This is a genomic window from Corallococcus terminator (assembly GCF_049194865.1).
In the GTDB taxonomy this organism is placed as follows: domain Bacteria; phylum Myxococcota; class Myxococcia; order Myxococcales; family Myxococcaceae; genus Myxococcus; species Myxococcus terminator_A.
The window spans coordinates 142,333-168,195 of record NZ_JBLZWL010000104.1 but is presented as its reverse complement, the minus strand read 5'-3'; the positions used below and the strand labels follow the sequence as shown (position 1 = coordinate 168,195).

Here is a 25,863-nt window from a genome sequence, read left to right as displayed (position 1 = left end):
AGGAATTCCCCCTCTACGGATGTGGCACGGGCCGCCCCCGACTTGGAGGTGTCATCACGATGAGGGGGGCGGCCCGCTCCCTATGAAGCTCACAGGGTAAAGACGAGATACACGGAAAGAACGGTTACCACAACTGGGTCAAAATAATTCCCCCCTACCGAAATCCGGGAATGGGTAGGGAGGCCTCCGCCCGTCCTGGTGGGCGAGGCCGAGGGCGCCGGGGATTCGAGGTATGAGGCGCCGATGACGTACGCACGTTGGGGGCGCCTGGGACTCGCGTTGGCGCTCCTCGCACTCGCCCTCCAGGCCGCGCGGCTGGCGTTGCACAAGGGCTTCAGCATCGACGAGTTCCAGTACGCGCACGCGGCCTGGCTCGTGTCGAAAGGGCAGGTGCCCTACCGGGACTTCTTCGAGGTCCACTTCCCGTTGCTCTACCAGGGGCTGGCGCCGCTGTTCTGGCTGATGGGTGATGCTCCTCGGGGCGTGCTCGCGTTGCGTCTGTCGATGCTCGTGCCGCTGGCGGGAGCGTGTGTCTCGGTGGCGGTGCTCAATCGCCGCGAGGGCCGTGTTTCGATGTGGCTGGCTCCGGTGCTGCTCCTGGCGCTGACGCCGTTCACGCGCTTCGCCACGGAGATTCGTCCGGACGCGCTGGCCTGTGCCTTGTTTCTGGGAGGGCTCGCCGCGTTGTCGGTGCGGCCCGGTACACGGACGCTCGGCTTCATGGCGGGGTTGTTGTTCGCCGCCGCGCTGTGGTCGTCGCAGAAGGTGTTGTTCTACGGCGGGGTGGTGGGCGCGGTGCTCGCGGTGGATATCGTGTGGCGGTGGGGCAGGGCCTCGGCGCTCGTGGCGTGGCCGAGCGCGTTCCTCGCGGGCGCGGGCGTGGGGCTCGCGGCGGTGGCGGCGTATCTCACGGTGACAGGCTCCTGGAGCGACTGGTGGCAGTGGTGCTTCGTGTGGGCGGCGGAGCATCAGCGGCACTACCCGGGCTTCTCGTGGCGGGACTACCTGCTGCCCATGGTCCGCGAGCAGCCCTGGCTCTTCGTGTTGGCGTTGCTGGGGCTCCTCGTCTCGGTGCGCGCGTGGTGGCGCTCGGGAGCGGAGCGCTGGGGGAGCGCGGACCTGCTGTTGCTGCTCGCGGTGCTGGCGACGTTCGGCTCGTATGCGCTCCAGCGCGCGCCTTTTCCGTACAGCCTGCTGCCGTTCCTGGGCGTGCTCGCGCCGTTCATGGCGCGCGGCGTGGTGGCGGCCTTCAGTGGTTGGAGTTCGCCCCCCGCGCGAGTCGTCGCGAGCCTGGCGCTGGGGATGTTGCTCTGTCTTCAGCTCTGGCGACTGGAGGCCCTGCTGGACGGAGGGGGCAATGCCAGACAGCAAGACGTGCTCGCGCGCATCGGCACTCTCACGGGGCCCGGGGATGTCGTCTACGACAACTCGGGGGGCTACGTGAGCCGGCCGCACGCGCACTTCTACTTCTACACGGATGCCTATCTGCGGGGCTCCATCCCGGAGGTCCTGGCGCGCGAGGTGCCCCAGGCCCTGGTGGAGCGCGGCTGCGTGCTGCGCGTGGATGACCTGCGGACGTCGGGATTGCCGCCGTCGCTGCGAGGCTTCCTCGACACGCATTACCAGCCCTACGACGGAGACCTGTTCCTGTGGGGGCAGCGGTACGACGTGTCACCCGGGAGCGCGCTGGAGGACCGCTTCCTGGCCGTGCGTGACGGGCGCTACTTCGTCCAGCCCGCGTCCGCGCTGGAGTCGGGTGCGCTGTTCATCGATGGAGCCCGCGTCACGGAGGTGGAGTTCACGTTGACGCGAGGCGAACACACCGTGCGGTACGAAGGCCCGGTGGAGCGCCTGTATGTGTTGTGGCTCCCGCGAGACGGACAGCGCTGGGTGCCGCGTCCCGAGGCGAAGCCCATCTACTCGCGCTTGTTCTGAGCGACGAGGCCGCGCGAGCAGCCATCCTCTGGCCTGGCGCTCCGTGACGGCGCCCGTCGCGCCTGGGTGCCTCCGAGCGGAGTCCCCGGAAGCACCCGCCTGCCCAGGTGACTGCTACGGCGCGCAGGGCGCCTGACCACCGGCGCGCTTGTAGGCATTCACGCGGTTGGACAGGTTGCCGTTGTCGGTCTCCGGCGAAGTCTGTCGGCCTTCACCCGCGCCGAAGGAGAAGCCGACGGAGTGCGCGGCGGCCAGCTCCGCCGTGTGCGAGAAGAAGTAGTCCACGCGGTTGTCCTTCCACCGCTGGTGGGTGTTCGGCAGGTTCATGTTGCCCACCGGGAGCTGCCACCAGAAGTTCGGCTTGTTGAGCCGCTCGGAGATGGCGCTGGCCCAGGTGAACGCCTGTCGGAAGTGGGGCAGGGTGGTGTTGTTCGCGTCCCACCACGTGTCCTCACCGACGCTCTCGTAGAAGCCCGCGTCGCGGTCCGCCGCCTCCACGACGATGAAGTCCGTGTCCGCCGCGCCCAGCTTCAACAGGAAGTCGGCCACCTTGCGACCCTCCCCCGCGATATCGAAGGACGCGTTGGTGTTGAGGTACACGTCCGTGCGCGTCGACCAGGGGCTGGCGTGCAGGCTCACCTTCGCGTTGGGCGCGTACTTGCGAGCCATCGCAATCATGCACCGGCTCACGCCCACGGCGTTGTTCGGCATGCCCGAGCAGTCCGTGGCGTTGGCGCTCGCCACCTGCGCGGGCACCGTGGCCGGGTCTCCATTCGTGGCGAAGAACTGGAGATAACCCCACAGGTCCGGCTCGATGTGGAGCAGGGCGCGCTCGCTGCCCACCTGCTGCAACGTGAAGCGCCAGTCCGCGAAGTAGCGCCGCATGATGGCCACGTCGTTGAGCGACTGGAGCTGCTGCTCGCCCTCACGCGCGGGCCCGACGCCGCCCAGCAGCTGCTGGTAGTAGGTGATGAAGGGGAGCTGCTGTCGCCCCTTCGCTCCGGACACGTGGCCGCGCACGTACGCACCCGGCGGCTGCGACACGTCCTGCCAGCATCCCCACCACGCGCACGACGCGCCCGCGCAGGACGTGCCGGACGTGGTGCAGCCCGTGGTGCACGACGTGCAGATGTTCGTCGAGTCGACCAGGCCACTGGCGACGTACAGGTAGTGCACGTCGAAGGGCGCGCCGGCCGCCGTGCTGTCCTCCATCTGCGCGCCGACGAGGAGCCGGTTCTTCCCCAGGGACGTGAGGAACGCCTCGCCCATGCATCCGGTGACGACAGGGCCACCGTCCGGCGTCCCACCACCACCATCCGGCGTGCCAGTGCCTCCGTCGTCGGGGAGGTTCGTGCCCGCGTCCGTACCCGCGTCTCCCGAGGGCGAACGTCCATCATCGTCGGAGCTGGAGCAGCCTCCCAGCACCAGCAGGCAGAGGGTGAGAGGAGCGAATCGCTTCAGCCACGTCGAAGTGTGCATGCGCATGACGACAGTCACGCTACTCCGTCACGCCCTGCACGGCTCAAGCACCCGAGACTCCGGGACAGGGGGCCGCCATGACTGCTTCCTCGCACGACATCCAGCCTCGCGATAACAATCTGTTAATCTTTCAATTCAAGAAATTCTTGAATCGCGGTATTCGCGCCGACTACACGTGAGGGTTCCCCCCTGTCAGGCCCGCCAGGTGGCCGGGCTTCCTCGCGGGCGTGGCACATCCCCTCGAGGCCGTGATGAAGACGCGACTGTGGTGGCTGGTGGTGCCCGCATTGCTGGCGGTTGGCTGTGGTCCTGTCGACGACGGAGAAGGCGAGGTCATCGACGAGCTGACCGGGCAGGTGCTCCAGCGGGCCACGGTGAAGTACGACATGCACCGGCTCCTGGAGGACACGCATCTGTTGGGGTACCAGTGGATCACCACCGAGCAGGTGCAGGCGTTCCTGACGCAGCAGGGCTCGTACCTGGCGAACTACCGGGACCCGGCGTTCAGCAACAAGACGGCGGCGGCGCTCATCGTCGAGCGCTCCAAGGCGTACAACATCAGCCCGCTGTACATGCTGGCGCGGATCCAGGTGGAGTCGAGCCTGGTGCAGAGCGGCACCTCCACCAACCTGGCCAAGGCCACCGGCTGTGGCTGTCCGGACAGCAGCGGGTGTGACGCGCAATACACGGGCTTCGGCAAGCAGATTGAGTGTTCGGCGAAGAAGCTGCGCGGCTACTTCACGGACCTGGACGCGGGGCGGGCCACGGTGTCCGGCTGGAAGGTGGGGACGACGAAGGCGACGTTGGACCCGTGCTCGGCGAAGCCGGTCAACAAGGCCACCGCGGCGCTGTACACGTACACGCCCTGGGTGGGCGCGTACGCGACGCAGTGTGGCCGGACCACGGTGGGCGGCTCGTCGCTGGTGGCGGTCATCTACCACCGGTACGCGGACGGCGGCTTCAACTGGGATGCGCCCACGACGTCGGGCTGCGTGTCGGAGACGGCGGGCACGACGGTGCCGAACCTGGGCTGCGTGCAGAGCTCGTCGGACGCGGTGTGGCGGCAGTGCGTGTCCGGCGTCTTCACGGCGGGCAGCACGACGAAGCCCACCAACTGCACCCAGTCGTGGCCGTGGTGCTCCTCCGCCACGCTGGGCCGCACCGTGCCCGCGCGCACGTGCGTCCAGTCCTCGTCGGACCAGCAGTGGAGCCAGTGCGGCGTGGGCGGCGCGTGGGTGAGCTCGCCCATGGCGCCCAACAGCGGCGCCGGCCCCGTGGGCGCGTGCTTCGAGATGCACTGGCTGTAGTCAGCGGCGTCAGTACTCGTTGGTCCAGATGAGGTCCAGGCCACCCGAGCGCGCGTCGCCGTACTGGCCTTCCAGACTCCAGCGCGGTCCGAACTGGTATTCGAAGCGGACCGCGTTGGAGTTCTCTCCCTGCTGGATGTTGGCGCCGACGCGTCCGGTGTAGCCGACGTAGATTTTGTCGGTGACGTAGGTGCCCACCTCCAGCTTGGTGCCGGCCATGCCCGCGCCGCCGGCCTCAATGGAAAGCACGTCCAGCGGCAGCTTCGCGGCCAGGGCCTTGCGCGCCTCGTTGGCGACGAGCGAGCCCACCACGGAGGCGGCCTGGGCGCTGGCCGTCATCGACGCGCCGGAGCCGCGCTCCAGCGTGCGGCGGCCGGTGGCGAGCAGCGTGTAGATTTCGGACTCCGGCAGCGGCGGCTCACTGGTGGGCTTCAGGGTGATGTCGCGGCCCTGACCTCGGATGGTGACGAACACCGTGATGTTGGAGCTGTCGTTGCGGTGCTCCGCGGTGACGTTGATGTACGGGACGGTGGGCGGCCCGGTGAAGCTCACGATGCTGTCGCGCTGCACGTCGAAGCGCCGGCCCAGCACGTCCACCCGGCCGCGCAGCACGCGCACCTGACCGAAGAGGCGCGCCACGTCGGTGTATTCGACGCGGAAGTCCTCCGACAGCCCCAGCTCCACGTTGAGGTCGGAGCCCTTCACCCAGATGTTGCGCGGCGCATTCACGTTCACCCAGTACGCGCGGCCGGGGGGCGTCTCGTCGCCTCCTTCCTCCAGGTCCTCCTCGGAGCCTGGCGCGGGCGGAGGCTCGGTGGAGGGCTGCTGGTTCGGCTCGGGGGCTCCGGGCGAGGGCTGCTGCGCCTGCTTTCGCTTGCGTCGCTCGATGGGCGTGCCGTTGCGCACCAGCACCACGTCCCCGGGGCGCTCCAGGTCCTGGAGGTCCTTGCGCTTCACCTCGGGCAGCTCGATGGTCGCCTCGGGGATGGACACGTTGCGCAGGTTGACGAGCCGCTCGGAAATCGTGCCCTCCACCTTCGCCTTCATGCTCAGCACGGCCATGAGCTGGTCGTCGAAGACGATGGGGAAGTCGCGAGCCATCAATGGATAAGGCTTCCCCGCGGGGCTGGTCAGCTCGTAGTCGCCATTCTGGGTGCGCGTCGCCGTCAGCGGAGCGTCCAGCCACACCGTGCCGCCACCGGCCTTGGCGGACAGCGTCTTGATGGCCAGGGCCTCGCGGCTGGCCTCCAGCGCGAGCTGGATTTCGCGGTACTCCCCCAGGCCCATCAGCCCGAGCTTGCCGTCCTTCCACGCCAGTGAGCCCTGGAAGGTGGGAACGGCCGGAGTGCCCGCCAGCTTCGCGTCCGCCTGAATCAGCCCGCCGATGCTGCGCAGCATCTCCACCGCGCCGGAGAGGAAGGACGGGTCGAAGTCGCGCGCCTTGAGCGTCACGTCCAGCGGCGCCTTCGAGGTGTCGAGGCCGCGCTGAATCGCGGGCAGGGACACGTCCAGCTCCACGCCCCCTTCCACCAGCAGGGTGCCTCCCGCGGGCGCGGTGAGGAGCAGGTCGAAGGCGGAGCGCGCGTTCTGGTAGCCGTAGTGCAGGCGCGCCTGTCCCAGGGCCAGCTCGCCCATGCCCAGCTTCTGCACACCGGCGGTCAGCTCCATGCGCGGCGTGTCCAGCGTGCCGCGCGCGGCCAGCTCCACGGACAGGTCGCCCTGGATGCCCTTGGACGCGGCGCTCGCCTTCTGCGCGGCGGCGCCCGTCGCGCGGGCCTTCGCCACGCCGGGCAGGTGCTGGAGGGCCACCGGGCCCAGGCGGCCCTTGAGCTGGAAGGGGATGTGTCCGTAGACCTCCTGGTCCTGCAGCGCGCCCAGCGGCGCGTCCAGCGTCACGTCGAGCTGGACCAGCGGCCCTTCGTCCCGCTGCGCCGCCAGCGTCACCTTCACGTCCTGGTCATCGCCCACCACGCCGAGCTGCCCGTTCACCGGCGGCAGTCCGTACGCGGTGAGGCCCGCGGCCTTCACGCTCAGGCGCGCCTGCGGCACCAGCGCGGAGCCGGAGAGGGAGAGCTGCGCGGACACGGTGCCCGCGGGCTTCTGCAGGCCGCCCACGCCCTCGAACTGCGCCAGGGGCAATTCAGCGACGAGCGCCTCCAGGTCCACCGAGGCCGCGAGAATGTCATCGGCCGTGGGAGGCCGCGCCATCATCCCGCCCAGCGTGAAGGGCGTGTGCAGCACCACGTACGTCTGGGAGGCCAAGCCCTGCACGTCCACGCGTGCGTCCAGGGTGGCGTCCTCGCGGTCCGACGCCATGCGCAGCTCCACGTCCAAGGGCTGCTTCAGGGCGAAGCCGGGGGGAGGCGCGGTGTAGTTCAGCTTCCGGCCGCGCAGCACGAAGTCCAGCCGCGGCTCGCGCGCGGTGCCGTCGATGCGCAGCTCGCCGGCCACCACGCCGCTCACCGGCTCCGTGCGGCCCAGGAGCTTCATCGTCGCGGCGAGGTCCAGGTCCTCCAGGTCGACCTTGAGGGAGAGCGCGTCCTTGCGTCGCTTCAGCACGCCCTGCACCGGCACGTCGAAGTCCGCGAGGACCTTCGCCACCGGCAGCCCCGCCGACAGCGTGCCCGTGGCGCGGTCCTTCAGGTAGCGCGCATCCAGCGCGAGCTGGAGGTTCTCGTAGCCCTTCACCCGGCCGTCCTGCCAGCGCAGCTTCGTCTCCGCGTCCGGCCGGGGCAGCTTGCCCTTCGCGGTGACGAAGCCCGACACCGTGCCGCCCAGGCCCAGCGACTCCGGGACGGCGATGCGCGGCAGCAGTGTGAGGTCCACCGCCGCCAGCTCCACGCGCGCCGTCACCTGCTCGTTGACGAACGAGCCGAGCACGGACAGCGACTGCTCCCCCGACGCGAGCTTCATCGCGGGCTCCACCTTCACGCCGCCACCGCCGAAGCCGACATGCGTGGGCGCCTGGAGCTTCCACGTCGCCTCCGGCCATGAGAGCACCAGCGATTGGATTTCCAGGCCCTGGTTGTCTTCATCCACCAGCCCGTTCAGTCCCAGGCCCAGCGTCAAATCGCCCAGCGCTCGCACGCTGACCTCCAGGCGACGCTCTTGCGTGGTGATGGTGGCGGACACGTCCCGGAAGGAGCGCTCGCCGGAGCGCAGCGAGCCCACCACCAGCGTGGCGTCCGTGGTGAGCGGACGGGTGACGTCCGGGACCTCGGCCTGGAGCGTGAGGTTCTTCACCGCGATATCCCCATAGGAGAGCGCGGTGAAGTTGCCTTGGACCATCACCCCCGGCGTGCGCGCGGGGCCCTCGGCGCGGAACTCCAGCGTGCCGCTGCCGGACAGCGGCGGCACGGCGCCGGGGAGCAGCTTCGTCAAGGTGTCGGACAGCATGGCGAGGTTGCCCGCCGTCAGGCTGCCATCCACGCGAATCGCATCGAGGGTGCCCGCGCCCTTGGCCTGGAGGGACGCGCCCGGCACCAGCACCAGCAGGCGCGACAGCGTGTAGTTCCCGTCCTTGGCGCGGGCATGCAGCTCCACGGGCCCCAGCGGCTGGCCCCGGAAGCGCGAGGGCGACACCGTCAGGTCCACCTCGCCGTCGAGCGTCTCCAGGCTCGTGCCGCCGCCCTTCGCGTCCAGGTTCGCGGAGAGGCTCGTCTTCGGTCCCTCCTTCACCAGCGCGGACAGGTCCACGTCGCGCGCCTTCACGGAGACGCCGCTGGAGCGCATCCGCTCCAGGTCCAGGTCGCCCTTCACGTCCAGCTTCGAGTCCGCGGCCGTCCCCTGCACGTCCACCTTCGCCAGGTCGCCGTCGATGCCCGCCTTGCCCGCGAGGTTCACCGGCACCAGCAGCGGCCACGTGGGCAGGAAGCCGCGCGTCAGCTCCGGCGGCACGGTGAGGCGCCGCACGTCCACGTCGGCCTTCAGCGCGCCCGCGGGCTGGCCCGGCGGCGGCTCGGGAGGAAGCTGCGTGGAGGCGCTCGCGTCGAGCAGCAGGCCCGCGAGGTCCAGGTCCACGTCGGCCTTCAGCGCGCCCTCTTCCCCTCCGCCCTTGAGCGACAGCCGCAGGGGGCCCTTGGCGGGCAGCGCGAGTCCACCGGTGGCCTCCAGCGTCGCGTCGAAGCCCTGCGTCGCCGCCGCGAAGTGGCCGGACGCCTTCGCGTCGAAGTCCTCCAGCCGCACGTTGCGCTCGCCGCCTTCTTCCAGCTCCTGCTTGAAGTCGACGTAGCCGTCCTCGAGCACCAGCTCGCGCAGCTCCACGCGCAGCTTGCCGCGAGGGGAGGGTGGCTCCTCGGGCTTGGGCACGCGGGGCGCAATCGCTCGGGTGAGGTTCAACCCGCGCTCGTCCTGGGCCAGGTAGAGGCGGGGCTTCACCACGCGTGCTTCGGTGAGGTCCACGTGCTGCTGGATGAGGCCGCGCAGGCGCACGCGCGCCTCGACGCGGGCAATCTCCGCCACCAGCTCACCCTCCGGGTCATACAGCTTCACGTCGGTGAGGACGGCGCCCGGAGGCGCCAGGTCCAGCCCACCGACTTCCAGCCGACCGGAGAACTGCTCGTTGGCCAGCTGGAGACCCTTGCGGACGAGCCAGCCCTCACCCGGGGAGGACGTCGCCCAGACGAGCGCGCCCAGCACGGCGAGCACCACCAGGCCCACCACGCCGAGCAGTCCCCACAGCAGTCGTCGTGCCCAGCGTCGCCCCTTCAAAACGCCTCTCCAATCGACAGGTGCAGCGCGCACTGACCGTCAGGCGCTCCCGCGAAGGTGGCCCCGCGAGAGGTGGGGCCGTCGGGCTTCCACTTGCTGCCAATGCCGAAGCAGCCTCCGGACGTCGGATAGATGTACCCCGGGGTGGCGACGGGCAATCCCTGGCCCAGATTCAGTCGTCGCGCGATGTCCAGGCGCACCGGGCCCACCACCGTGAGGTAGCGCAGGCCGAAGCCCACCGCCTGGTAGTGGTCGGGACCGAACAGTCGCGGCGCGTCGCGCGAGTCGAAGCCCTCCACGCCCACCAGGCCCGTGTCCCAGAAGGCCGCGAGCACGATGCTGGTGGAGATCTGATAGCGCAGCTCCAGCGACGTCTCCACGAGGCTGTTGCCGCCCACCGGCACCGTCTCCCACTCCTCCGTCTGCGTTGTCTCCGGCACGCCGTCGCCGTCCAGGTCCTCCTCCTTGGCCAGCGCCGCCAGGGGCGACAGGCGCTGCCCGTTGAAGCCGCGCATGGAGGTGGCGCCACCGGAGAAGAAGCGCGTGACGATGGAGCTCTGCGAGCCGCCCGCGGGGTTGAGCGTGCCCGCGCGCAGCTTGCCCGCCAGCACCAGGCGCTTGTCCTCGCCGAAGGAGTAGTAGAAGCGCAGGTCCGGCAGGATGCGGATGTAGTTGAAGTCGCCGAAGAAGATGCTGCCGCCCTTCTGCACGGACAGGCTCAGGTAGTAGCCATCCCGAGGCTCCACCGGGTCATCCCGCCGGTCCCACGAGAAGGCCACCTCCAGGAAGCTCAGCGCCACGTCACACTGGATGGTGTTCTCGCCACAGCCCAGCACGACGGGCGGCACGCGCGAGTCCGCGCTCACCCTGCCGGACAGCCGATAAATCTGGAGGTTGTAGGAGGGGAACACGGAGAAGTTGCGGTGCGGCTGCCAGATGACGCCTGTCTGCAACCTGCCGCCGTAGAAGTCGTAGGCCTGCTCCAGGCCCTTCTCCAGCGTGAGCGACGTCTGCTGGCGCAAGTCGCGGAAGAGGAAGCGCGGCTGCTCGTACTCCCCCGTGATTTCAAAGACGGGGCCCTGCTTCGACGGCGACAGGACGTGGGGGATGAACGCGTAGCCGGCGCGGCCTCTCAGGGTGACGCGGCGCAGGCCGCCCAGGAAGTTGCGGTTGGTCCACTCACCCAACACGCGCGCTTCCTGACGGGCCGCGTCCACGCCGATACCGCCGCCCAGTCGCACCGAGCGGAAGGGCGCCTCGCGCACGTCCACGACGACGGGCACCGTGGCGGACTCCCGGTCTGGCGCACCGCGGTTCACCTTCACCGCGCCGAACACGCCCATGCGGAACACGCGCGCCTGGGCCTCCGCCAGCGCCGTCTCGCTGTACCAGTCGCCCTTCTTCAGCGCGCCCTGCACCTGCTCGATGATGCGGCGCGGCGGCACCTGGGGGTTGGCGTCCGTGGCGACGAACGTGTTGCCAAAGCGGTAGCGCGGCCCTGGCTTCACGTCGAGCCGCACCTTCGCCTGGCGGGTCTCCACGTCCACCTGCACCTCGCCCGACACCTCGGCTTCCGCGTAGCCCAGCTCGCGCAGCTGCTCCTGCACCCGGGCCTTGGTCTCCTCCCAGGGCGCCTCGCGGAAGACCTCGCCTGTCTTGAGGGGCAGGTCGTCCATCACCCGCTCGTGATGCTCCTTGCGGTGCTGCTCCGGCAGCGTCTGGAGGCCCTCCACCTGGATTTCGCTGATGCGCGTGGGCTCGCCCTCGCTCACCTGCACCTGCAGCTCCACCTCGTTCTTGCCCTTGGGCTTCACCGCGCTGTCCACCACCTCCGCCTGGTAGAAGCCCTGGGCCTGGTAGAAGCGCTCGATGCGGCGCAGGTCCGCCTGCCACGCATTGGGGTCGAAGTAGTGGGGGCTGCCAAAGGGCCAGAACGCCCACCATGGGGTCTCCGAGGTGAGGATGCGGTCCTTGATGTCCCCCTTGCGCACCTGTTTGGTGCCCTCGATGTCCAGGCTGGAGACCTTGGGGCCCGGGGGCGGGGTGGACGTGGTGGCGCACGCCGCGACGCTCAGGAGCGAGGCGACAGTGGCGAGGCGGAGGAGTCGGAGAAGGTCAACGGCCACGGACTGTTCATACAAGGAAGGCAAGCGGCTGACGCGTCCTCTGGCGGACGACCTCATCCCTTTGTCGCATTCCAACGTCTCATCGCCCGGTCCTGTCGGCTGGTCCTTGCTGGACGGACACGGAGACGTGCAAGCCGCGCCAAGGTGCGCCAGATTGGGGGCCATGCTCCTGTCCCGGCGAATCAGAGTCCTGGTGTTCTGCGTGGTGTCGGCGCTCGCCACCGCCGCCTGCGGCGTGGATGATGACGAGGTGGTGCGCGTGAAGGAGGGCGAGAGCCTGGCCGACGCGGACTACTGCGGCTCCTTCGGCTGCGCGGACTCGTTCGAGTTCTGCGCCGAGGTATTCCTGGAATTCGGCCGCTCGCCGCCCATCTGTGTCACCGAGGACGTCTGCGCGCGGCTGGAGTGCGCCAACGCGAACCGCCGCTGCGCCATCTTCGATGGCTTCCCCGGTCAGGTGAAGTGCATCGACTGACAGCCGCGGCGTGAGCACGGCCGCGTCCGGGAGGAGCTCCCCCCGGACGGGCCAGCACCGCCCGACACGTCAGCGGCGAGCGGAGGCGGTGAGCCAGGCCAGCTTCTCGGCCGCTTCCTTCGTCGTGGAGTCCGTCATCAGCGCGCCCACGTCCTGGGTGATTCGGTACGCCCAGTTCGAGTCGCTCATGGAGCCCGGCAGGTTGATGCGGTCCCGGGTGCCGAGCACGTCCTGCCAGGGCAGCACGCACAAGTCGCTGCTGGAGTTGAGCGCCGAGGCCAGCAGGCCCCGGTGCACCTCCGGAGTGAACTCGCGCGTCACCGTCACACTCCGCAGCTCCGGCCAGGCGCGCGCGGCGGCCTGACGCTCGTCGTCGCGGGCGCCCTCCCACCACTCCGCCATCGTGTCGGTGTCATGGGTGCCCGTCGTCACCAGGGACACGGTGGGGAACTGGTGCGGGTCGCGGTAGACGCTGTCGTCGCGCTCCCAGCGCATCACCCGGTAGCCGGGCAGCTTCAGCTCCGCGAGAATCTGCCGCACGAAGGGGGGAATCACGCCCAGGTCCTCGGCGACGATGCCCGCGCCCTCGGAGAGCAGCTCGAAGTGCTTGCGTCCCTGCCGCTTGTGGCTCTCCTCGTCCGCGGGGATGAAGCGCCCGGTGGGCGTCTTCTCGTCGCGAATCCACTGCCGGAAGTAGCCCACCGCGTGGTCCACGCGGCGCAAGTCGTAGTAGCTGGCCGCCTTCTTCGCGCGGGCCTTCAGCCACGCGTAGTCGTCCTTCTGCATGGCGGCGAAGTCGAAGTAGGGCAGGCCCCAGTCCTGGCCGGTGGCGGAGAAGTCATCCGGCGGCACGCCCAGCCGCGCGTCGCGGCGGAGGATGGTGGGGTTGGCCCAGCAGTCCGCGCTGTCCTGGCCGATGATGAAGGGCTCGTCGCCGCACAGCAGCACGTCCTGCGTCCTGGCCCTGGCGCGCGCCGCGTCCCACTGCTGCTCGGCCACCCACTGGAGCCAGGCGTGGTAGCGCACCCGGCGCTCCAGCTCCGTCCCCTTGGCGCGAAGGGCCTCGGGCTGGCGCGTGCGCAGGCCCTCCGGCCACTCCCACCACGCGCGGCGCTGCTCCTGCTCGCTGATGGCGGTGAAGAGGGCGTAGGTCTCCAGCCAGTCCGCCTGGGCCTCGCGCCACTGGCGGAAGGCGCGGGCGCGCTCCGTCTGCTTGGACCAGTGCTGCTCCTCGAAGGTGTCGAAGGCGCGCGCGAAGGCGGCGTCCTTGAGGGGGAAGACCAGGTCGTAGCGGACGCGGGGGGCGGAGCGGGCCTCGGCGAGCTGCTTGCGCTGCTCGTCGGAGAACGCGCCCTCGCCGCCGGAGGAGATGAACTCCGGCAGCGCGTGCAGGTCGATGAAGAGCGGGTTGAGGCCGAAGGCCGACCGGGTGGCGTAGGGGCTCGAGTCACCGGGCGCCGTGGGCAAGAGCGGCAGCAACATCAAGAGCTTCTGGCGCGCGGCCTTCATCCAGAAGAACAGCCCCTCCAGGGCGCCGAAGTCGCCGATGCCGAAATCCGTCGGGGCGCGGAGGGAGAACAGCGGAAGCAGGAGACCGGAGAGCCGGCCGGGGGTGGACATGGTGCGGCGCAATCTGCACCACCCCTGCCCCGGAGTGAACTGGTCCCGTGGCGAGAAATGCGCTGCGGGTTTTCGCTGGCGGACGGAAGCACCTTCTCCGGCGCACCCATGTGTTGGCCGGTACAATCCCGGGGTGACCGTGACTGCCTTGCCCCCTTCCTTCTATGCGCGGCCGGCCCTGGTGGTGGCCCGTGAGTTGTTGGGAACCCTCCTCGTGGTGGTGGACGCCGCTGGCCAGCGCCGGGTGGGTCGCATCGTGGAGACGGAGGCGTACATCGGGGAGCATGACCTGGCCTGCCACGCCGCCAAGGGGCTCACCCCGCGCACGGAGGTGATGTTCGGCCCCCCCGGGCGGGCGTACATGTACCTCGTCTACGGCATGCACCACTGCTTCAACGTCGTCACGGATGCGCCGGGAGTCGCGGCGGCGGTGCTGGTGCGCGCGGTGGAGCCGGTGGAGGGCCTCACGGCCGGAGCGCGCACGGACGGGCCGGGCAAGCTGTGCAAGGCGCTGGGGCTGACGCTTCTGCACAACCGGCTGGAGCTGAGCTCTCCGGGGCTGCACCTGCTGCCGGGGGTGGAGGTGGCGGAGGCACGGGTGGAGCGGGGGCCGCGCATCGGCGTGGACTACGCGGGGGCGTGGGCCCAGGAGCCCTTCCGGCTCTGGGTCCGGGACAGTCAACACGTCAGCAAGCGGCCTTCGACGAGAGCTCGCAACCGGCCTTGACGAAGGCGCTTCTGGCTGGTTGGGTGCGCCCCGCCATGCCCGACGAGGTCGCCACGGAAGATGATCGCCAGCTCCTCGCCCGCGCGCAGGCTGGGGACATGTCCGCCTTCGAGGCCCTGGTGGAGTCACACCAGGACAAGGTGTACGGTCTCGCCCTGCGGATGACCCGCTCGGAGGCGGACGCCGCCGAAATCACCCAGGACACCTTCCTGTCGGCCTACCAACATCTCAAGGATTTCCGCGGGGATGCGGCCTTCGGCTCCTGGGTGCACCGGATAGCGGCCAACCATGCGCTCATGCGCTTGCGCCACCGGCGGGTGACCCAGGCGGCCGAGGCGGAGCTCCAGGGGCCGGAGTTCACCCCCCGGGGTACGCTGGCGGACTACCCGGTGTCGGATTGGAGCCGGGACGCCGAGGAGAAGGCCCTGGACGCAGAGCTGGGTCAGGCCATCCGGCAATCGGCGGATCGGCTGCCCGAGGGGTATCGTGAGGTCTTCCTCTTGAAAGACGTGGACGGCCTCAGTTACGAACAGATTGCAGAGGTGACGGGGGATTCCATCCCCGCCATCAAGAGCCGCCTGCACCGGGCTCGTCTCGCGCTCCGGGAGGCGATCGACGCCTTCTATAACCGGGACAATCGCGGGCCGTGAAACGCAACCGGGGGGCTCCGCATCTTCCGAAGCGAGGACGAGGGCGTGCCGCAGCCAGCCGAGGTTCGGATGTACACCTGTAAAGACTCAATCAACCTCCTGCTGGAATACCTCGAGGGCGAGATGTCGCCCGAGGAGTCGCGCCACCTCCAGGAGCACCTGTCGGGGTGCTCGCCCTGTGAGGAGTTCTTGAACACGTACCGGGCGACGCCCAGTCTGTGCAAGCGCGCGCTGGCGGCGAGGATGCCGAAGGAGGTCAGCTCCAAGCTGACGGAGTTCCTTCGCACCAAAATCAAGTCCGCCTCGTGAACCTGAAGCAATTGTCGCTGCCGGAGCTGGCGGAGGCGCTCGCGCCCTTCTCCCCGTCCCCCACCGCGGTCCGCAAGGTGTTCGCCGCCGTCTTCGCCCACGGGCTCGGCTCGGTGGAGGAGGTCGCCCGCTCGCCCCAGGTGCCCCGGCGGGTGGCGGACCACCTGAAGGCCCACGCCGAGATGCCCAGCCTCCAGGTGGTGGAGCGGCGTCGGGCGGACGACGGCTTCGTGAAGTACCTCTTCGACTCGCCGCTGGGCGGGCGGATTGAGGCCGTCCGGATTCCCATCTTCGATGAGAAGTACGTCCTCTGCGTGTCCAGCCAGGTGGGCTGCGCGCTGGCGTGCGACTTCTGCATGACGGGGAAGTTGGGTTTCAAACGCAACCTCCAGACCTGGGAGATTCTGGACCAGGTGCTTCAGGTGCGGGCGGAGGCGGACCGGCCGGTGCGGGGTGTGGTGTTCATGGGGATGGGGGAGCCGCTGCTCAACTACAAGGAGACGCTGCGGGCGGCGGGCATCCTGTCGAATCCGGCGGGCTTCTCGATTTCGGGGCAGTCCATCACCTTCTCCACGGCGGGGCATGTGCCGGCGATTCGTCGCTACACGCGGGAGGGGCATCCGTACCGGCTGGCCTTCTCGGTGACGAGCGCGATTTCCGAGAAGCGGATGAAGGTGCTTCCGATTGAGAAGACGCATCCGTTGCCGGAGTTGATTGAGGCGATTCGCGAGTACAGCCAGGTGCGGCGCGAGCGGGCGATGATTGCCTATGTGGCGATATCGGGCTTCAACCTGGGGCGGGAGGACGCGGAGGCCTTGAAGGTGGCCTTCGAGGGGATTCCCATCAAGGTGGACCTCATCGACGTGACGGACCCGACGGGGAAGTACCTGCCGCCGTCGGCGGAGGAGCTGAGCGCGTTCCGTGATTACTTGCAGATACTGAAGGCGCCGGTGGCGCGGCGGTATTCAGGGGGCAAGGAGATTGGAGCGGCGTGCGGCACGTTGGCTGCGACGCAGTACGGGGGCACGGTGATGCCGGTGCCCGTGTCCGAGTCGACTTCGCCCACCACGTGACAGTGTGCCCTGCTGGGCGAGCCGAGGGTGCGGGGTGGGGCGGTTAGGGTGCCGTCGTTTCCGGGGCCCTCCGGCTGGTGCAACGGCATACGGGGAGCAGGCCATCCGGTGACGGAGGTGTGTTCCCGTGTCCCTGCTCTCGGAGTTCAAGCAGTTCGCCCTGAAGGGCAATGTCGTGGACTTGGCGGTGGCGGTGGTGATGGGGAACGCGTTCTCCGCCATCGTGACGGCGGTGGTGGCGGACCTGGTGATGCCAGTGGTTGGCGCGGTGCTGCCGGGAGGTGACTGGCGCAACGCGACGGCGACGCCGCTGAACCTGCGGCTGGGGCACCTGCTGGGCGCGGTGCTCGACTTCATCATCATCGCGTCGGTGCTGTTCATCGTGGTGGCGAAGGTGGGACAGGCGTGGGCGAAGCGCGGGAAGAAGGGTGAGCCCGCGCCGGCCACGACGAAGGTGTGCCCGGAGTGCCGTGAGACGATTCCGTTGGAGGCACGGCGGTGCAGGGCGTGCACTTCGGTGTTGGTGACGGTGTGAGGGATTGAGTGCCTACTGGGTGGGCTTCTTGGAGAGACCTTGGCGTGCCTGGGTGCTTCGTGGCTTCTTGGCGAGGTCGGCCTGTCGGGGCACCCAGTGAGGGGAACCGGAGTGGTACCACTCCTGGTTTCCGAGCCAGTCGTCGTAGCGGTGGAAGATGGTCCTGGGGCCGTCAATGGATTTCCTCTCGGCGAGGAAGGTTTCGAGGGTGTCGAACAGGAAGACGACGTTTTCGGGCTTCTCTTCCGTGGGGTCGAACTCCGGATGACCTGATTTTCGTGCCAGGAGAACCACGAGCCCTGGCCAGGCGAAGTTGGACGCGCCGTCGACTTTGACGATCAGCCACTCGCGAAATCCGAAGAGAAGCCCACCAGCCCAGGCGGAGTCGAAGCCCTGGACGAAGTCGGCGCAGCCGTCGAAACTTGGGCGTGCGACATACATCCCCGGAGTCCTTCTGACTTGGTCCAGGACTCGGGGCAGGTGTGAAGGGTTGGGCGGGGTAGAGGAAGCACCCTTCTTGCTGTTGCCTCGGCGACGTGAAGTGGATGGCGGCACTGTGGGAGTCTATCCGATCCGGTGAAGGAGCTACTCTGCGGCAGGGGCCAGGTGCGCGCGCGCGAGATACTCAGTGCCTTCGTCAACGCCGAGCACAAGTGCCTTGTTGATGGGCTCGTCGAAAAAACGCTCATCATATCCTTCGATTCGTTCTGCTGGGGAGGCTCTTGCCTGCTTGAGCCACAAGACAAGGATTCGGAGTGCCGCGGTCCGCAGGTTGAAGTCATCGTGCTCGCAGAGACCGGGTAGCGTGAGTGCAAAACGCGCTCGTCCCCAGCCCCGCATCTTCGAGGCCATCAGGAGTGCGTTCTTGAGTTGTCGAGGAGTGCCGGTTCGTTGTTCGATGATGTTCATCAGGAAGTCAAAGGACTCCTGTTTCAACGAAGTGAACTCGCGCTGGATGGGGCCGGGCAGCGGCCCCTCCCTGTCTAATTCCGCTGTAAGGCGTCTCCATGGGCTCTTGGGAGTGTTCATGATGGAGTCTGGATGCACCTTTCGGGGCCACGGGCAATTCCCGGGCTTCACTCAACCCCTTTCAGTGCCTCGGGAGCGGTTCAAGTATCGCATCCAGTGCGTCGTCAGTCAGATTCCCTCGAAGCATCAATTCCACGACTGTGCGGGAGAGTCGTGCCATGAAGTTCGGGCTGGAGCCCACCGGCACATGGGCGGCCGTATGGTCGCGAAACCGACAGCGTGAATCAAAGGCGCTGTCGACCCCGCGGATACCACTCGGCTGGCTATGCCTGATGCATCCATCGGCGTCGCGGGGTGACCCCAAGCCAAACGTTCGTGCGACCAAAGCGACCAAATTCAAGAGTCCTCATGGATTCTCACAGAGCGTGCGCCATGCTGAGCTGCTGCTCGGCGCGAACTCTTCGAATCCCGCAAGGTGTCGTCCGGAAGTTGCTTCAGTCAAGCGAGCGGCTGTCCGGGCTGGGCCCATATCAGGTCCTCGCTGCTCCTGTCTTCGGGGTGGGCACAGGCCTGATCTGGAACCGTGGCCTATGCCCCTACTGAGGAGGCCCCGCGATCTGGAAGACCGCGAGCCCATCCTCATCTACCCCGGAGCCGATCTTTCAGCCGACATGGTTATCGAATTGTGTTCGCATCCTCTTCATTGTGCAGGTCGAAGACGGTGCCCTTGCCATACTTCTCCGAGAGAAGCATGTAGGCTTCTTCAATGTCGGTTGCCATCACGGTTACCCGCAGACTAGGCTCAGTCTGAGCGCTGCCCCCGATCTGGATGATTGCTCGGTACTCTCTCAACTTCTTTTCGGTCATGTCGTGTCTATCTGAAGGGTGCGAGGCAGACATCACTATAGCAGAGGCCTTCGACGATGGTTCCCTCACCTCGCAGGATGCTCGTAATCTTGTCGGGCGTCAGCCTGGTGACATCATAGACTTTCACGTTGAGGGCATCTCTCCATCGAAATGTGTCATCCCTGAGGAAAATTGGCGCCGAAGTGATCAGGCCCCCGCGCGAGCCGTGAGCCCCCGAGAGAATGTGTACATCGCCCTTCTGGCGGGCGCTTTCCACGAGGTGAGCGAAGTCAAACTGGATGATCTCCCCGTTGGAGGTCCAGACCTCTCCACCTGCTGCGTTCGTGGTCATGGAGAAAGAGCCACGGGGCGGGGGGGCGCGAGCCCGGAATGCTCGAGTTAAATCGTCCAGCGCGCCACGAGCACTCCTGACGGGGGTTCTGAGCGCGGATGCAACGCTACCTCCCGATTCGATGGCGGAAAAGATGCTGGCGCCAGACGCGAGTGTGTAGAAGGCCGTCTTCCCTGCGCCGACGACGCAGCGGCCCGTTTCCCCGTTGCCGCAGGCTGACCTGGTTTCGAGATAGCTCTCACCCGCTGACACGAACGGGATGAACTCGTTGATGGCGAAGCTGGCTGCGGCGAGCTTGCTGACAGGGGCGTACCTGTCATATGCCGCCGACGCATTCAGCATGCTGTCGAATTGCGAACCAACGATGGCTTTGCTTGCGCGGCATCCCAGGTGAGGTCCACAGGGGACCATCTCCGCGCCTTCGTTAAAGCTCGCGGAAGCCTTGGTCAACAGGGACGTCAAGGCTGACTTGGAGGAGCCGGAACTCTGCCCGATGTCGTTCGTGTGGCGCGCATCGGGCTGGGCCTTCGCGTCGTCGAGGGTCTCGACGCTTGGAACCTTGAGGTCGATGCTGGGCAGGTACAGGTCCGGCCCTGTCGCGGACTGGTGCCAATCCAGGGCACTCATCATCATGATCTGGTTTAACTGTGTTGTCCCCGTCAAACCTCCATCCCATCGGCTCACCAGGTCTCCACCATGGGGTGAGAAACCACTTGGGTCCGTGTAGCGCGTGGGATTGTTCAGCACGTAGGAGTAGGCGTTGTGCGCCTGCGCCGAGCCCGGTTCAGCGATGACCGGGTCCACGCTGAGGAACTTCATCAGCCGTGGGTCATAGACACGCCCACGCATGTTGATGAGGCCCAACTCGTCGTCGTGCTCATGCCCTGTGAATCCCCTTCGTGCCCCGAAGTGGCCCGTGGTGAAGGACTGAGCCAGGTTGCTCGACTGTCTCCTGGCTCCGAAGGGCTCATACTTGATGCGCTCGAGCACAGTGCCCGAGGCGTCGGTGACGGTGTCGGGACTGCCCTGCGGGTCATTGAGGAAGTATCGCGTGGACTCCGTGGCGGAGCCTTCATTCCAGGAGACCTCGGCAATGACGCCCTCTGGACTGGGGATGCTGAGGATGTGGGTGGTGGTCAGTCCCTGCTTGCGACGCTGGTAGAGACCACCGAGATAGACGGTCTCCTCCTGGCCATCCGCAGAGCGCTTGCGGACGCGGCTGCCGGAGGCGTCGTAGTCGAAGCGGACAGTACCGCTCGAGGCGGTGACGCTCTCGGGGAGGTTGAAGGAGGTGTACTGCACCGCCCGAACCAGGGCGCCCTGGGCATCACGCGAGGCAATCTGGTTGCCGCGGTGGTCGTATTCGTAGGTGAAGGACTCGGCGCCGAGCTGGGCTTGTTTGACAGCGTGAGGGCCACCCGTGGGGCCTGACGTGTAGTCGAGCGTTGCGGAGGGCTCCGCGCCGGTGACGGGAGCGCGGCTGAGCATATTGCCGAGCTTGTCGTACTGAAATTGGACGTCGAGATTCGGGCAGTTCTGCTGCACCTTCCAGCGCTCGAGGCGGTCGAGCGCGTCGTAGGTGTACTTCTGAGTGACGCCGAGTTCGAGGTCGTGACGCTCTGAGAGATTGTCGTTCTCGGTGTACTCGTAGGCGAGCCGCTGGACGTTGTTGCCTCCGCGCTTGGCCTCCGTGAAGCGCAGGCGGCCCTGGGGGTCATAGCGGAAGAGGCGTGCGACACCGTTGCCATAATGGGCCGTCTTGAGCCGGCCCATGCTGTCCTGCTCGTAAGCCCGCCAATAATTGGTGATGGAGTTGCTCCGGTAGATGCTCGAGAGGTCTCCTCGGTCCGTATACGAGCGGTTGATCGAGAAGGGCACGCCATTGAGCGCCACCGGATAGGTGAGGCGGCTCGTGCGGCCGTAGTCGTCATACTGACGGCTCGTCACGAGCGTCTCGCCGCCCACGCGCTGCGCGAGGTCCGTCTCGCGCCCGAAGGCGTCGAAGACGTAGTCCGTGATGACGACTCCACTGGGGTTTCCGACAGGGGTACGGGTCGCGCGCGTCAGGCGGCGCATGGCACCAGGCCCGTCGTCGTACACATACTCCAGGCTCTCCTTCTGACTGGAGGAGGCGAGGACGCGACCGAGAAGGTCACGCTGGTAGGTAGTAGTGAGGCGCCCGGCCGCACCGGGGGGCGCGTCGGACTGACTCTTGAGCTCGCCGAAGGCGTTGTAGAGGAAGAAGCGAGTCCCCGCATTGGGGTCGACGGTGTGATCCAGGCGACCCTCGGCGTCGTAGATGAGGGAGTTACGATTGCCAGCCGGATCAGTCATGAAGTCCAGGCGACCGAAGGGGCCGTAGGAGTACGTCATGGTTGCTTCCTTGGATGTTCCCACGGCCTCGGTGGCGTGGGTCATCAGCCCACGGAAGTCGATGAGCGTCTTCTTCACCTGTCCGAGTGCATCCGTGGACATCGCCTGCGAGGTGTAGGGCGCGGGCAAGGAGTAGCTGAAGCTCTCGACGAGCTTGCCAGAGAGACCCGTGGTGCCATCGCCGAAGCGACGAGCGGCGACTCGGTTGAGCGCGTCGTACTCGTAGCCTTCCCACGCGGACTGCTCGCCGCTGGTCCGGGGCATCTCTCGCTTCACCACGCGCCCGAGGATATCGTAGGTGACGGTGGATCTCACTGTCTGCCCGTCGAAGCGTGCGGACTGGGTCGTCACTGGACGTCCCATCGCGTCGAAGCGGGTAAGGGTCTCATCCTTCACGGAGGCGCTCGTAGCCACCTGGGTCCGGTGCTGTGGCAGGGGCCCGTTCCATTCGTAGTGCGTCTCGACGATGGACTTGTTCGCGGGTGCCATGGAGGGGCCCCGGTACATTGGCGTGACGATGCGCTGGCGACCGAAGCCGTCGTACTGGAAGCGCACGTGGACTCCATTGGGGTCGGCCGTCTGCGCGAGGACCCCCAGGCCCGGATGGAAGAGGTAGCGCCAGGTGGCGCCCTCCGCATCCGTGGTGGTGGAGAGCTGCGTCTGGTCGAGGCCGTCGTATGTCACTGACTCAGCGCGGGTAATGCCGCTGCCTTGCTGAGACACCTGCTCGACGAGGCCCTTGGTGTTTCGGGTGAAGAGCGTCTTGAGGTACGTCTCGGAGGTCGTGGGAGTCACGGCCTCGCCGACGAGAGACGGCTCGTTCTCGGCGCTTTCGACCTGACCGCGCGAACCGTAGGTCACCTGCTGAGTCCGAACATTGTCGGCAGTGGGCTGCCCTGCGCAGCCGACCACGGGCGACCTGGCGCAGGACATCCAAGACGTGGTAACGCTCCAAGTGCCCTGGGGCAGCCAGGTGCTGGTGTTGAAGTTCGGCACGGTGACCGTTTTCACCTGCTCGGTCGTGCTCGCTCCGTGGATGAGTGCGGTCTGAGAGAGAGGGGTGCCGTAAACATCCAACTCGGTGAGCGTCTCCGACTCGGAGACCACCGTCGAGGAGCCGTTCCTGATTTCGCGAACCGTCTCGACGATGCGGTTGGCATACTGCTGGTACGTCGAAGCATGGATCGCTGGCGTGCGGGTATAAAACAACTTGCGGTGCGTCTGGAGATGGGTGTCCGCATCCATCGGTACTTCGACGGTCTCCTCCTGAGGCAGGTGTGCCAGAGGTGCCTTCGCTTGGCGGTGCAAGCCTTCGATTGTCGTTCGGTTGTCGTAGGTCGTTGTGGTGCGAATCCCCGTCACCTCGTCGATGACAACGCGCTGCCCGAAGCCCAACCAGCCCAGGCCGCGCGTGTCTGAGAGACCGTCCCGATAGAGATGGCGCCAGCTCTGCACTCGCTGCTCATTGGAGTTGAGTGACAGGCGTGAAACGACACGCATTGTCTCGGGCGGCAGTCGCAGCCACGGCGGCATAGGCAGCCACGGCGGCATGGTCGGATCCGCGGTGTAGCTCTTGGCGTAGAAAGGCTCGCTCGGCGTGACGGGCCCGTGCGGGTTGCTCTGGGAGAGCGGTGCGTACTCGAACGAGTAGTTCAGGCCTGAGTAACCCTGGTACGTGGCGAGCTGGATGTTGCCATGCACCCGCTTGAGCTCATCCACCGGCTTGCGCCGCCGAGCGATGCGCAACTCGTTGCCCACGCGGTAGGTGAAGTCCAGGATGCCGTCGTTGTTGACGTCGATGACCTGCGACCAGTCCTTGGTGTCCCCGCTGGGGACATTCGACAGGTTCATGAGCTGGGTGAACTCACCCTGGGGGCCCGCGAGCAGCAGGTGGACCGGCGAGCCCGGCCGGAAGATGGCGAGGTCCACGCGGCCATCCCCATCGAAGTCGCCGTGCTCCGTCTTGGCATTCAGCAACACGGTGCTGAAGTTGCTGGGAAGTACCGTCTCGCGCGCCTCGGTGAAGCCCCTTCCGGTGTTGAGCTGAATCAGGAACTTGAGCGTGGCATCGGTCGCCACGGGCTGTCCCAGCGTCACCGCGTCCAGGAGGCCGTCACCGTTCACGTCGATGAAGTCGAAAGTGAAGGCGAACAGGTTTGGGAAGACTGGGGCAAAGTTGGGGGGCCTGCGCAACGTGGTCGGTACGACCTTCAGCTCACCGTCGGAGTAATGGCGAGATGGGATCTCCCGGAACCTGACCGCGTCCAGGAACATGCTCGGGCTCCGGCCCAGGCCCACCAGACTCATCTTGCCGGTGCCATCGAGATCCGTTACGCGCAAGCCGAGGCGAGAGCTCTGGTAGATGAGCGACTCTGACATGGGGCTCAGCCGGGCGTAGGGCACCATCGGCTGTCTCATCGTGGAAGGCGGAACAGGGTTGTCGATGACGACACGACGTCTGACGGACGGGTCCGGGTCGTTCGGGTTCGGATTCTTGATGTCTACCTCGTGTCGCCCCACCCACACGCGTTCATTGCGGCGGTCACCATCCAAATCCAGCCAGTACTGCGGATTCGGCTCGGAGCCGACTACATAAATCTTCTCGCCTGGGAGATTGGATTTATGGCCATACACGGGAGTGTAGTTATCAAGGCCCCGGAACAAGCCCCAATGACAGGAGAGCCCGACGACGGTGGAGTGACCGGCACCATCCCAGTCTGTCACCATGGGATACAGATTGCGGTCTTCGCGATCGCCGCAGAAGTGGTTCTCATCGCCGCCACCGAAGATGCCCCCATCGTTATTGAAGTAGGGATCCCAGCGGACGCGGCCGTTGATGTCAGAAGTATCGAGCGTAGTAGAGGTGGCGTCCGGGTACTGCAGCAGCCGCATCCGGTCCTCCCAGTTCTGCACGGTGTTGTCCGTGGGATAGTCGTAGTCTGTCTCGTCTTTGAGGACGGAGCCCGTGAAGTAGGCGAGGCCTTGTCGGCCGGCCCCCAGCCCGAAAGCATTGAGACCCGCGCCCGCCTTGGCATTGCTCACGTTGCCGGCCGGCAGGTAGTCGAAGTCCCAGGAGCCCTGCTCCCAGTCGAAGCGAATGGGCGTCTTGCAGACGTCGCGGCCATCGCACTCGCGCAACTCCGTCAACAGACTGCGCCGACTGACGGTGCCGGGGTGGTACTGCAACTTGTAGGAGCGCAGCAGGACCGTGGAGACCGTGTTCCCATCTGGAGAAAGGCTCGGGCCGTTCATGTTGATGCGTGACAGCCGGAAGTCGCGTCCGACCTTCACCCCCGAGAGGTAACCGGTGAAGGTATCGGGCCGGGACTCGTACTCGAAGGCGACCTCACGTCGGCCGTCTTCGCCAGTGACCTGCGTCGAACCGGTCTCAGGGTCGTCGGCATCGCGGCGGAAACTGGTGTAGACGATGCGGGACGGGCGATGCCAGGCGACGGACGTCTCGTCGACGGCGGGCGCTTGGTCATAATACACATCCATCTGGTTGCCGAAGCGGTCCCTGATGGAGGCGAGCGCCCAGGTGATGGTCACGACACCTAGGTCGGTTGTCTTGATGCTGCCTGTCTCGAAGGTGCCTGCATCGAAGATTTCATCGAAGGTCTGACGCTCGAAGCCCCTGTGAAAGCCTTGAATGAGTGCGTCATCTCGCGACGCTCCCTGGACCGTGGTCGTGCGCCCGTAGGTTCGGATGAGTCCATCGCGTCCACGCACCTCGAAGGTCTTTGGATTGGCGGGATTGTCGCTGTCGGGGATGTGGATGCTGATGTAGGCGTCCTGCTCCATCTTGAATTCACGAGTGCGGCCAGCAGGCGCCAACCGCGCGCCGTCCAGGCAATAGACTCGCTTGTAGAAGTCGAAAGCTCCGTCATCCGACGGGAGAACCCAATGGCGGAAGTCCACGGCCTGAAGGATGCCGTCGCGTGCGAAGGAGTTGGGGCAGAGGGTGATCTGAGACAGGCCCGCCAGGTTGAAGCCCGGGCCGAGCAGTCCGTCACTGCCCTGGCTGTCATAGACGACCGAAAGCGAGGGTTGGATGCCCGCACGTCCCGGGGGAACCCAGAGCGGGATCGAGACGGCGGCCGAGCCGGTGGCCGTCACGTTCGCAGTGAAGGGGGTGATGCCAGGCGCTTCGGGCGTGGCGGAGGTGGTGTCGAGAATCGTGTCGGGGCGCAGCTCGAAGGGAATGGTGTCGAGCGCCGCCCGGGCGCGTACGACCTCTGATGAGTCGCTTCCATCCGAAGGTGAGTCCGCGGGTACGCAACCGCTCAATAGCTGCGTGCCGTAGAAGAACAGCGTGAGGTTCGCCGCGAAGCGCTTGATGCGCCCCGGGGGACGTGGGGATTGAGAGTCGTGTCTCAT

Annotated in this window: 16 protein-coding genes; 8 read left to right on the top strand and 8 right to left on the bottom strand. The window is 67.0% G+C overall.

The window, feature by feature from the left end; all coding sequences use genetic code 11:
* Positions 1–243: 243 nt before the first annotated feature.
* Positions 244–1,935, top strand: a complete 1,692-nt coding sequence (locus ACN469_RS31505) for a glycosyltransferase family protein (RefSeq protein WP_498773907.1) — start codon at positions 244–246, stop codon at positions 1,933–1,935.
* Between the two features lie 114 nt (positions 1,936–2,049).
* Here ACN469_RS31505 and ACN469_RS31500 read toward each other — a convergent pair whose 3' ends face one another.
* Positions 2,050–3,420: a hypothetical protein gene (locus tag ACN469_RS31500; protein WP_498773905.1), complete on the bottom strand. Its 1,371-nt coding sequence runs from the start codon at positions 3,418–3,420 to the stop codon at positions 2,050–2,052.
* 245 nt (positions 3,421–3,665) lie between these two features.
* Between ACN469_RS31500 and ACN469_RS31495 the strand changes: the two genes are divergently transcribed.
* Positions 3,666–4,721, top strand: a complete 1,056-nt coding sequence (locus tag ACN469_RS31495) for a hypothetical protein (RefSeq protein WP_498773903.1) — start codon at positions 3,666–3,668, stop codon at positions 4,719–4,721.
* 9 nt (positions 4,722–4,730) lie between these two features.
* Here the strand turns inward: ACN469_RS31495 and ACN469_RS31490 are convergent, their stop codons facing one another.
* Together ACN469_RS31490 and ACN469_RS31485 are read right to left on the bottom strand one after the other, a co-directional pair.
* The gene (locus ACN469_RS31490) at positions 4,731–9,431 is read right to left on the bottom strand and encodes a translocation/assembly module TamB domain-containing protein (RefSeq protein ID WP_498773901.1); all 4,701 of its coding nucleotides are present in this window, start codon (positions 9,429–9,431) and stop codon (positions 4,731–4,733) included.
* Entirely contained in the window at positions 9,428–11,557 is a 2,130-nt protein-coding gene (locus ACN469_RS31485) for a BamA/OMP85 family outer membrane protein (protein ID WP_498773899.1), read from the bottom strand. Before ACN469_RS31485 ends, ACN469_RS31490 begins: the two co-directional genes overlap by 4 nt.
* Positions 11,558–11,720: 163 nt before the next feature.
* Here ACN469_RS31485 and ACN469_RS31480 point away from each other — a divergent pair, with 163 nt between their 5' ends.
* Positions 11,721–12,032, top strand: coding sequence for a hypothetical protein (locus ACN469_RS31480; protein ID WP_253998330.1), 312 nt, complete (start codon positions 11,721–11,723; stop codon positions 12,030–12,032).
* A gap of 69 nt (positions 12,033–12,101) precedes the next feature.
* Here the strand turns inward: ACN469_RS31480 and ACN469_RS31475 are convergent, their stop codons facing one another.
* Positions 12,102–13,652 carry a 4-alpha-glucanotransferase gene (locus tag ACN469_RS31475; RefSeq protein WP_498773897.1) on the bottom strand — a complete coding sequence of 517 codons (1,551 nt, stop codon included), beginning with the start codon at positions 13,650–13,652 and terminating at the stop codon, positions 12,102–12,104.
* Positions 13,653–13,791: 139 nt separating this feature from the next.
* Between ACN469_RS31475 and ACN469_RS31470 the strand changes: the two genes are divergently transcribed.
* The 5 genes from ACN469_RS31470 to mscL all read left to right on the top strand — a co-directional run bounded on the left by ACN469_RS31470 (position 13,792) and on the right by mscL (position 16,946).
* Positions 13,792–14,379, top strand: a complete 588-nt coding sequence (locus ACN469_RS31470) for a DNA-3-methyladenine glycosylase (RefSeq protein WP_498773895.1) — start codon at positions 13,792–13,794, stop codon at positions 14,377–14,379.
* Between the two features lie 35 nt (positions 14,380–14,414).
* Positions 14,415–15,029, top strand: a complete 615-nt coding sequence (locus tag ACN469_RS31465) for an RNA polymerase sigma factor (RefSeq protein ID WP_498774135.1) — start codon at positions 14,415–14,417, stop codon at positions 15,027–15,029.
* Between the two features lie 69 nt (positions 15,030–15,098).
* Positions 15,099–15,338, top strand: a complete 240-nt coding sequence (locus tag ACN469_RS31460; protein WP_141640579.1) for an anti-sigma factor family protein — start codon at positions 15,099–15,101, stop codon at positions 15,336–15,338.
* Complete coding sequence (locus ACN469_RS31455) at positions 15,335–16,411, top strand: radical SAM protein (protein WP_498773893.1); 1,077 nt, start codon at positions 15,335–15,337, stop codon at positions 16,409–16,411. The genes ACN469_RS31460 and ACN469_RS31455 overlap by 4 nt, the downstream gene beginning before the upstream one ends.
* Positions 16,412–16,538: 127 nt before the next feature.
* On the top strand, positions 16,539–16,946 hold the full coding sequence (mscL, locus tag ACN469_RS31450; protein ID WP_498773891.1) for a large conductance mechanosensitive channel protein MscL: 408 nt from the start codon (positions 16,539–16,541) through the stop codon (positions 16,944–16,946).
* A gap of 12 nt (positions 16,947–16,958) precedes the next feature.
* On the opposite strand, the gene ACN469_RS31445 is transcribed toward mscL, so the two are convergent.
* The 4 genes from ACN469_RS31445 to ACN469_RS31430 form a co-directional block, all read right to left on the bottom strand.
* A complete protein-coding gene (locus ACN469_RS31445) occupies positions 16,959–17,387 on the bottom strand; it encodes a hypothetical protein (RefSeq protein WP_498773889.1) in 429 nt (142 codons plus the stop codon).
* Between the two features lie 144 nt (positions 17,388–17,531).
* Positions 17,532–17,975 (bottom strand): hypothetical protein, encoded by a 444-nt coding sequence (locus ACN469_RS31440; protein ID WP_498773888.1) that lies wholly within the window; start codon positions 17,973–17,975, stop codon positions 17,532–17,534.
* Positions 17,976–18,590: 615 nt separating this feature from the next.
* Positions 18,591–18,782, bottom strand: a complete 192-nt coding sequence (locus ACN469_RS31435; protein ID WP_498773886.1) for a hypothetical protein — start codon at positions 18,780–18,782, stop codon at positions 18,591–18,593.
* Between the two features lie 7 nt (positions 18,783–18,789).
* Positions 18,790–25,863, bottom strand: a complete 7,074-nt coding sequence (locus tag ACN469_RS31430) for an RHS repeat-associated core domain-containing protein (protein ID WP_498773884.1) — start codon at positions 25,861–25,863, stop codon at positions 18,790–18,792.

What these genes read in the sequence shown, in the direction of transcription:
- ACN469_RS31480 (WP_253998330.1), top strand. Translation starts at nt 11,721, where the DNA reads ATGCTCCTGTCCCGGCGAATCAGAGTCCTGGTGTTCTGCGTGGTGTCG.
- ACN469_RS31445 (WP_498773889.1), bottom strand. Translation starts at nt 17,387, where the DNA reads ATGTATGTCGCACGCCCAAGTTTCGACGGCTGCGCCGACTTCGTCCAG.
- ACN469_RS31430 (WP_498773884.1), bottom strand. Translation starts at nt 25,863, where the DNA reads ATGAGACACGACTCTCAATCCCCACGTCCCCCGGGGCGCATCAAGCGC.
- ACN469_RS31500 (WP_498773905.1), bottom strand. Translation starts at nt 3,420, where the DNA reads ATGCGCATGCACACTTCGACGTGGCTGAAGCGATTCGCTCCTCTCACC.
- ACN469_RS31475 (WP_498773897.1), bottom strand. Translation starts at nt 13,652, where the DNA reads ATGTCCACCCCCGGCCGGCTCTCCGGTCTCCTGCTTCCGCTGTTCTCC.
- ACN469_RS31440 (WP_498773888.1), bottom strand. Translation starts at nt 17,975, where the DNA reads ATGAACACTCCCAAGAGCCCATGGAGACGCCTTACAGCGGAATTAGAC.
- ACN469_RS31505 (WP_498773907.1), top strand. Translation starts at nt 244, where the DNA reads ATGACGTACGCACGTTGGGGGCGCCTGGGACTCGCGTTGGCGCTCCTC.
- ACN469_RS31460 (WP_141640579.1), top strand. Translation starts at nt 15,099, where the DNA reads ATGTACACCTGTAAAGACTCAATCAACCTCCTGCTGGAATACCTCGAG.
- ACN469_RS31495 (WP_498773903.1), top strand. Translation starts at nt 3,666, where the DNA reads ATGAAGACGCGACTGTGGTGGCTGGTGGTGCCCGCATTGCTGGCGGTT.
- ACN469_RS31465 (WP_498774135.1), top strand. Translation starts at nt 14,415, where the DNA reads ATGCCCGACGAGGTCGCCACGGAAGATGATCGCCAGCTCCTCGCCCGC.
- ACN469_RS31435 (WP_498773886.1), bottom strand. Translation starts at nt 18,782, where the DNA reads ATGACCGAAAAGAAGTTGAGAGAGTACCGAGCAATCATCCAGATCGGG.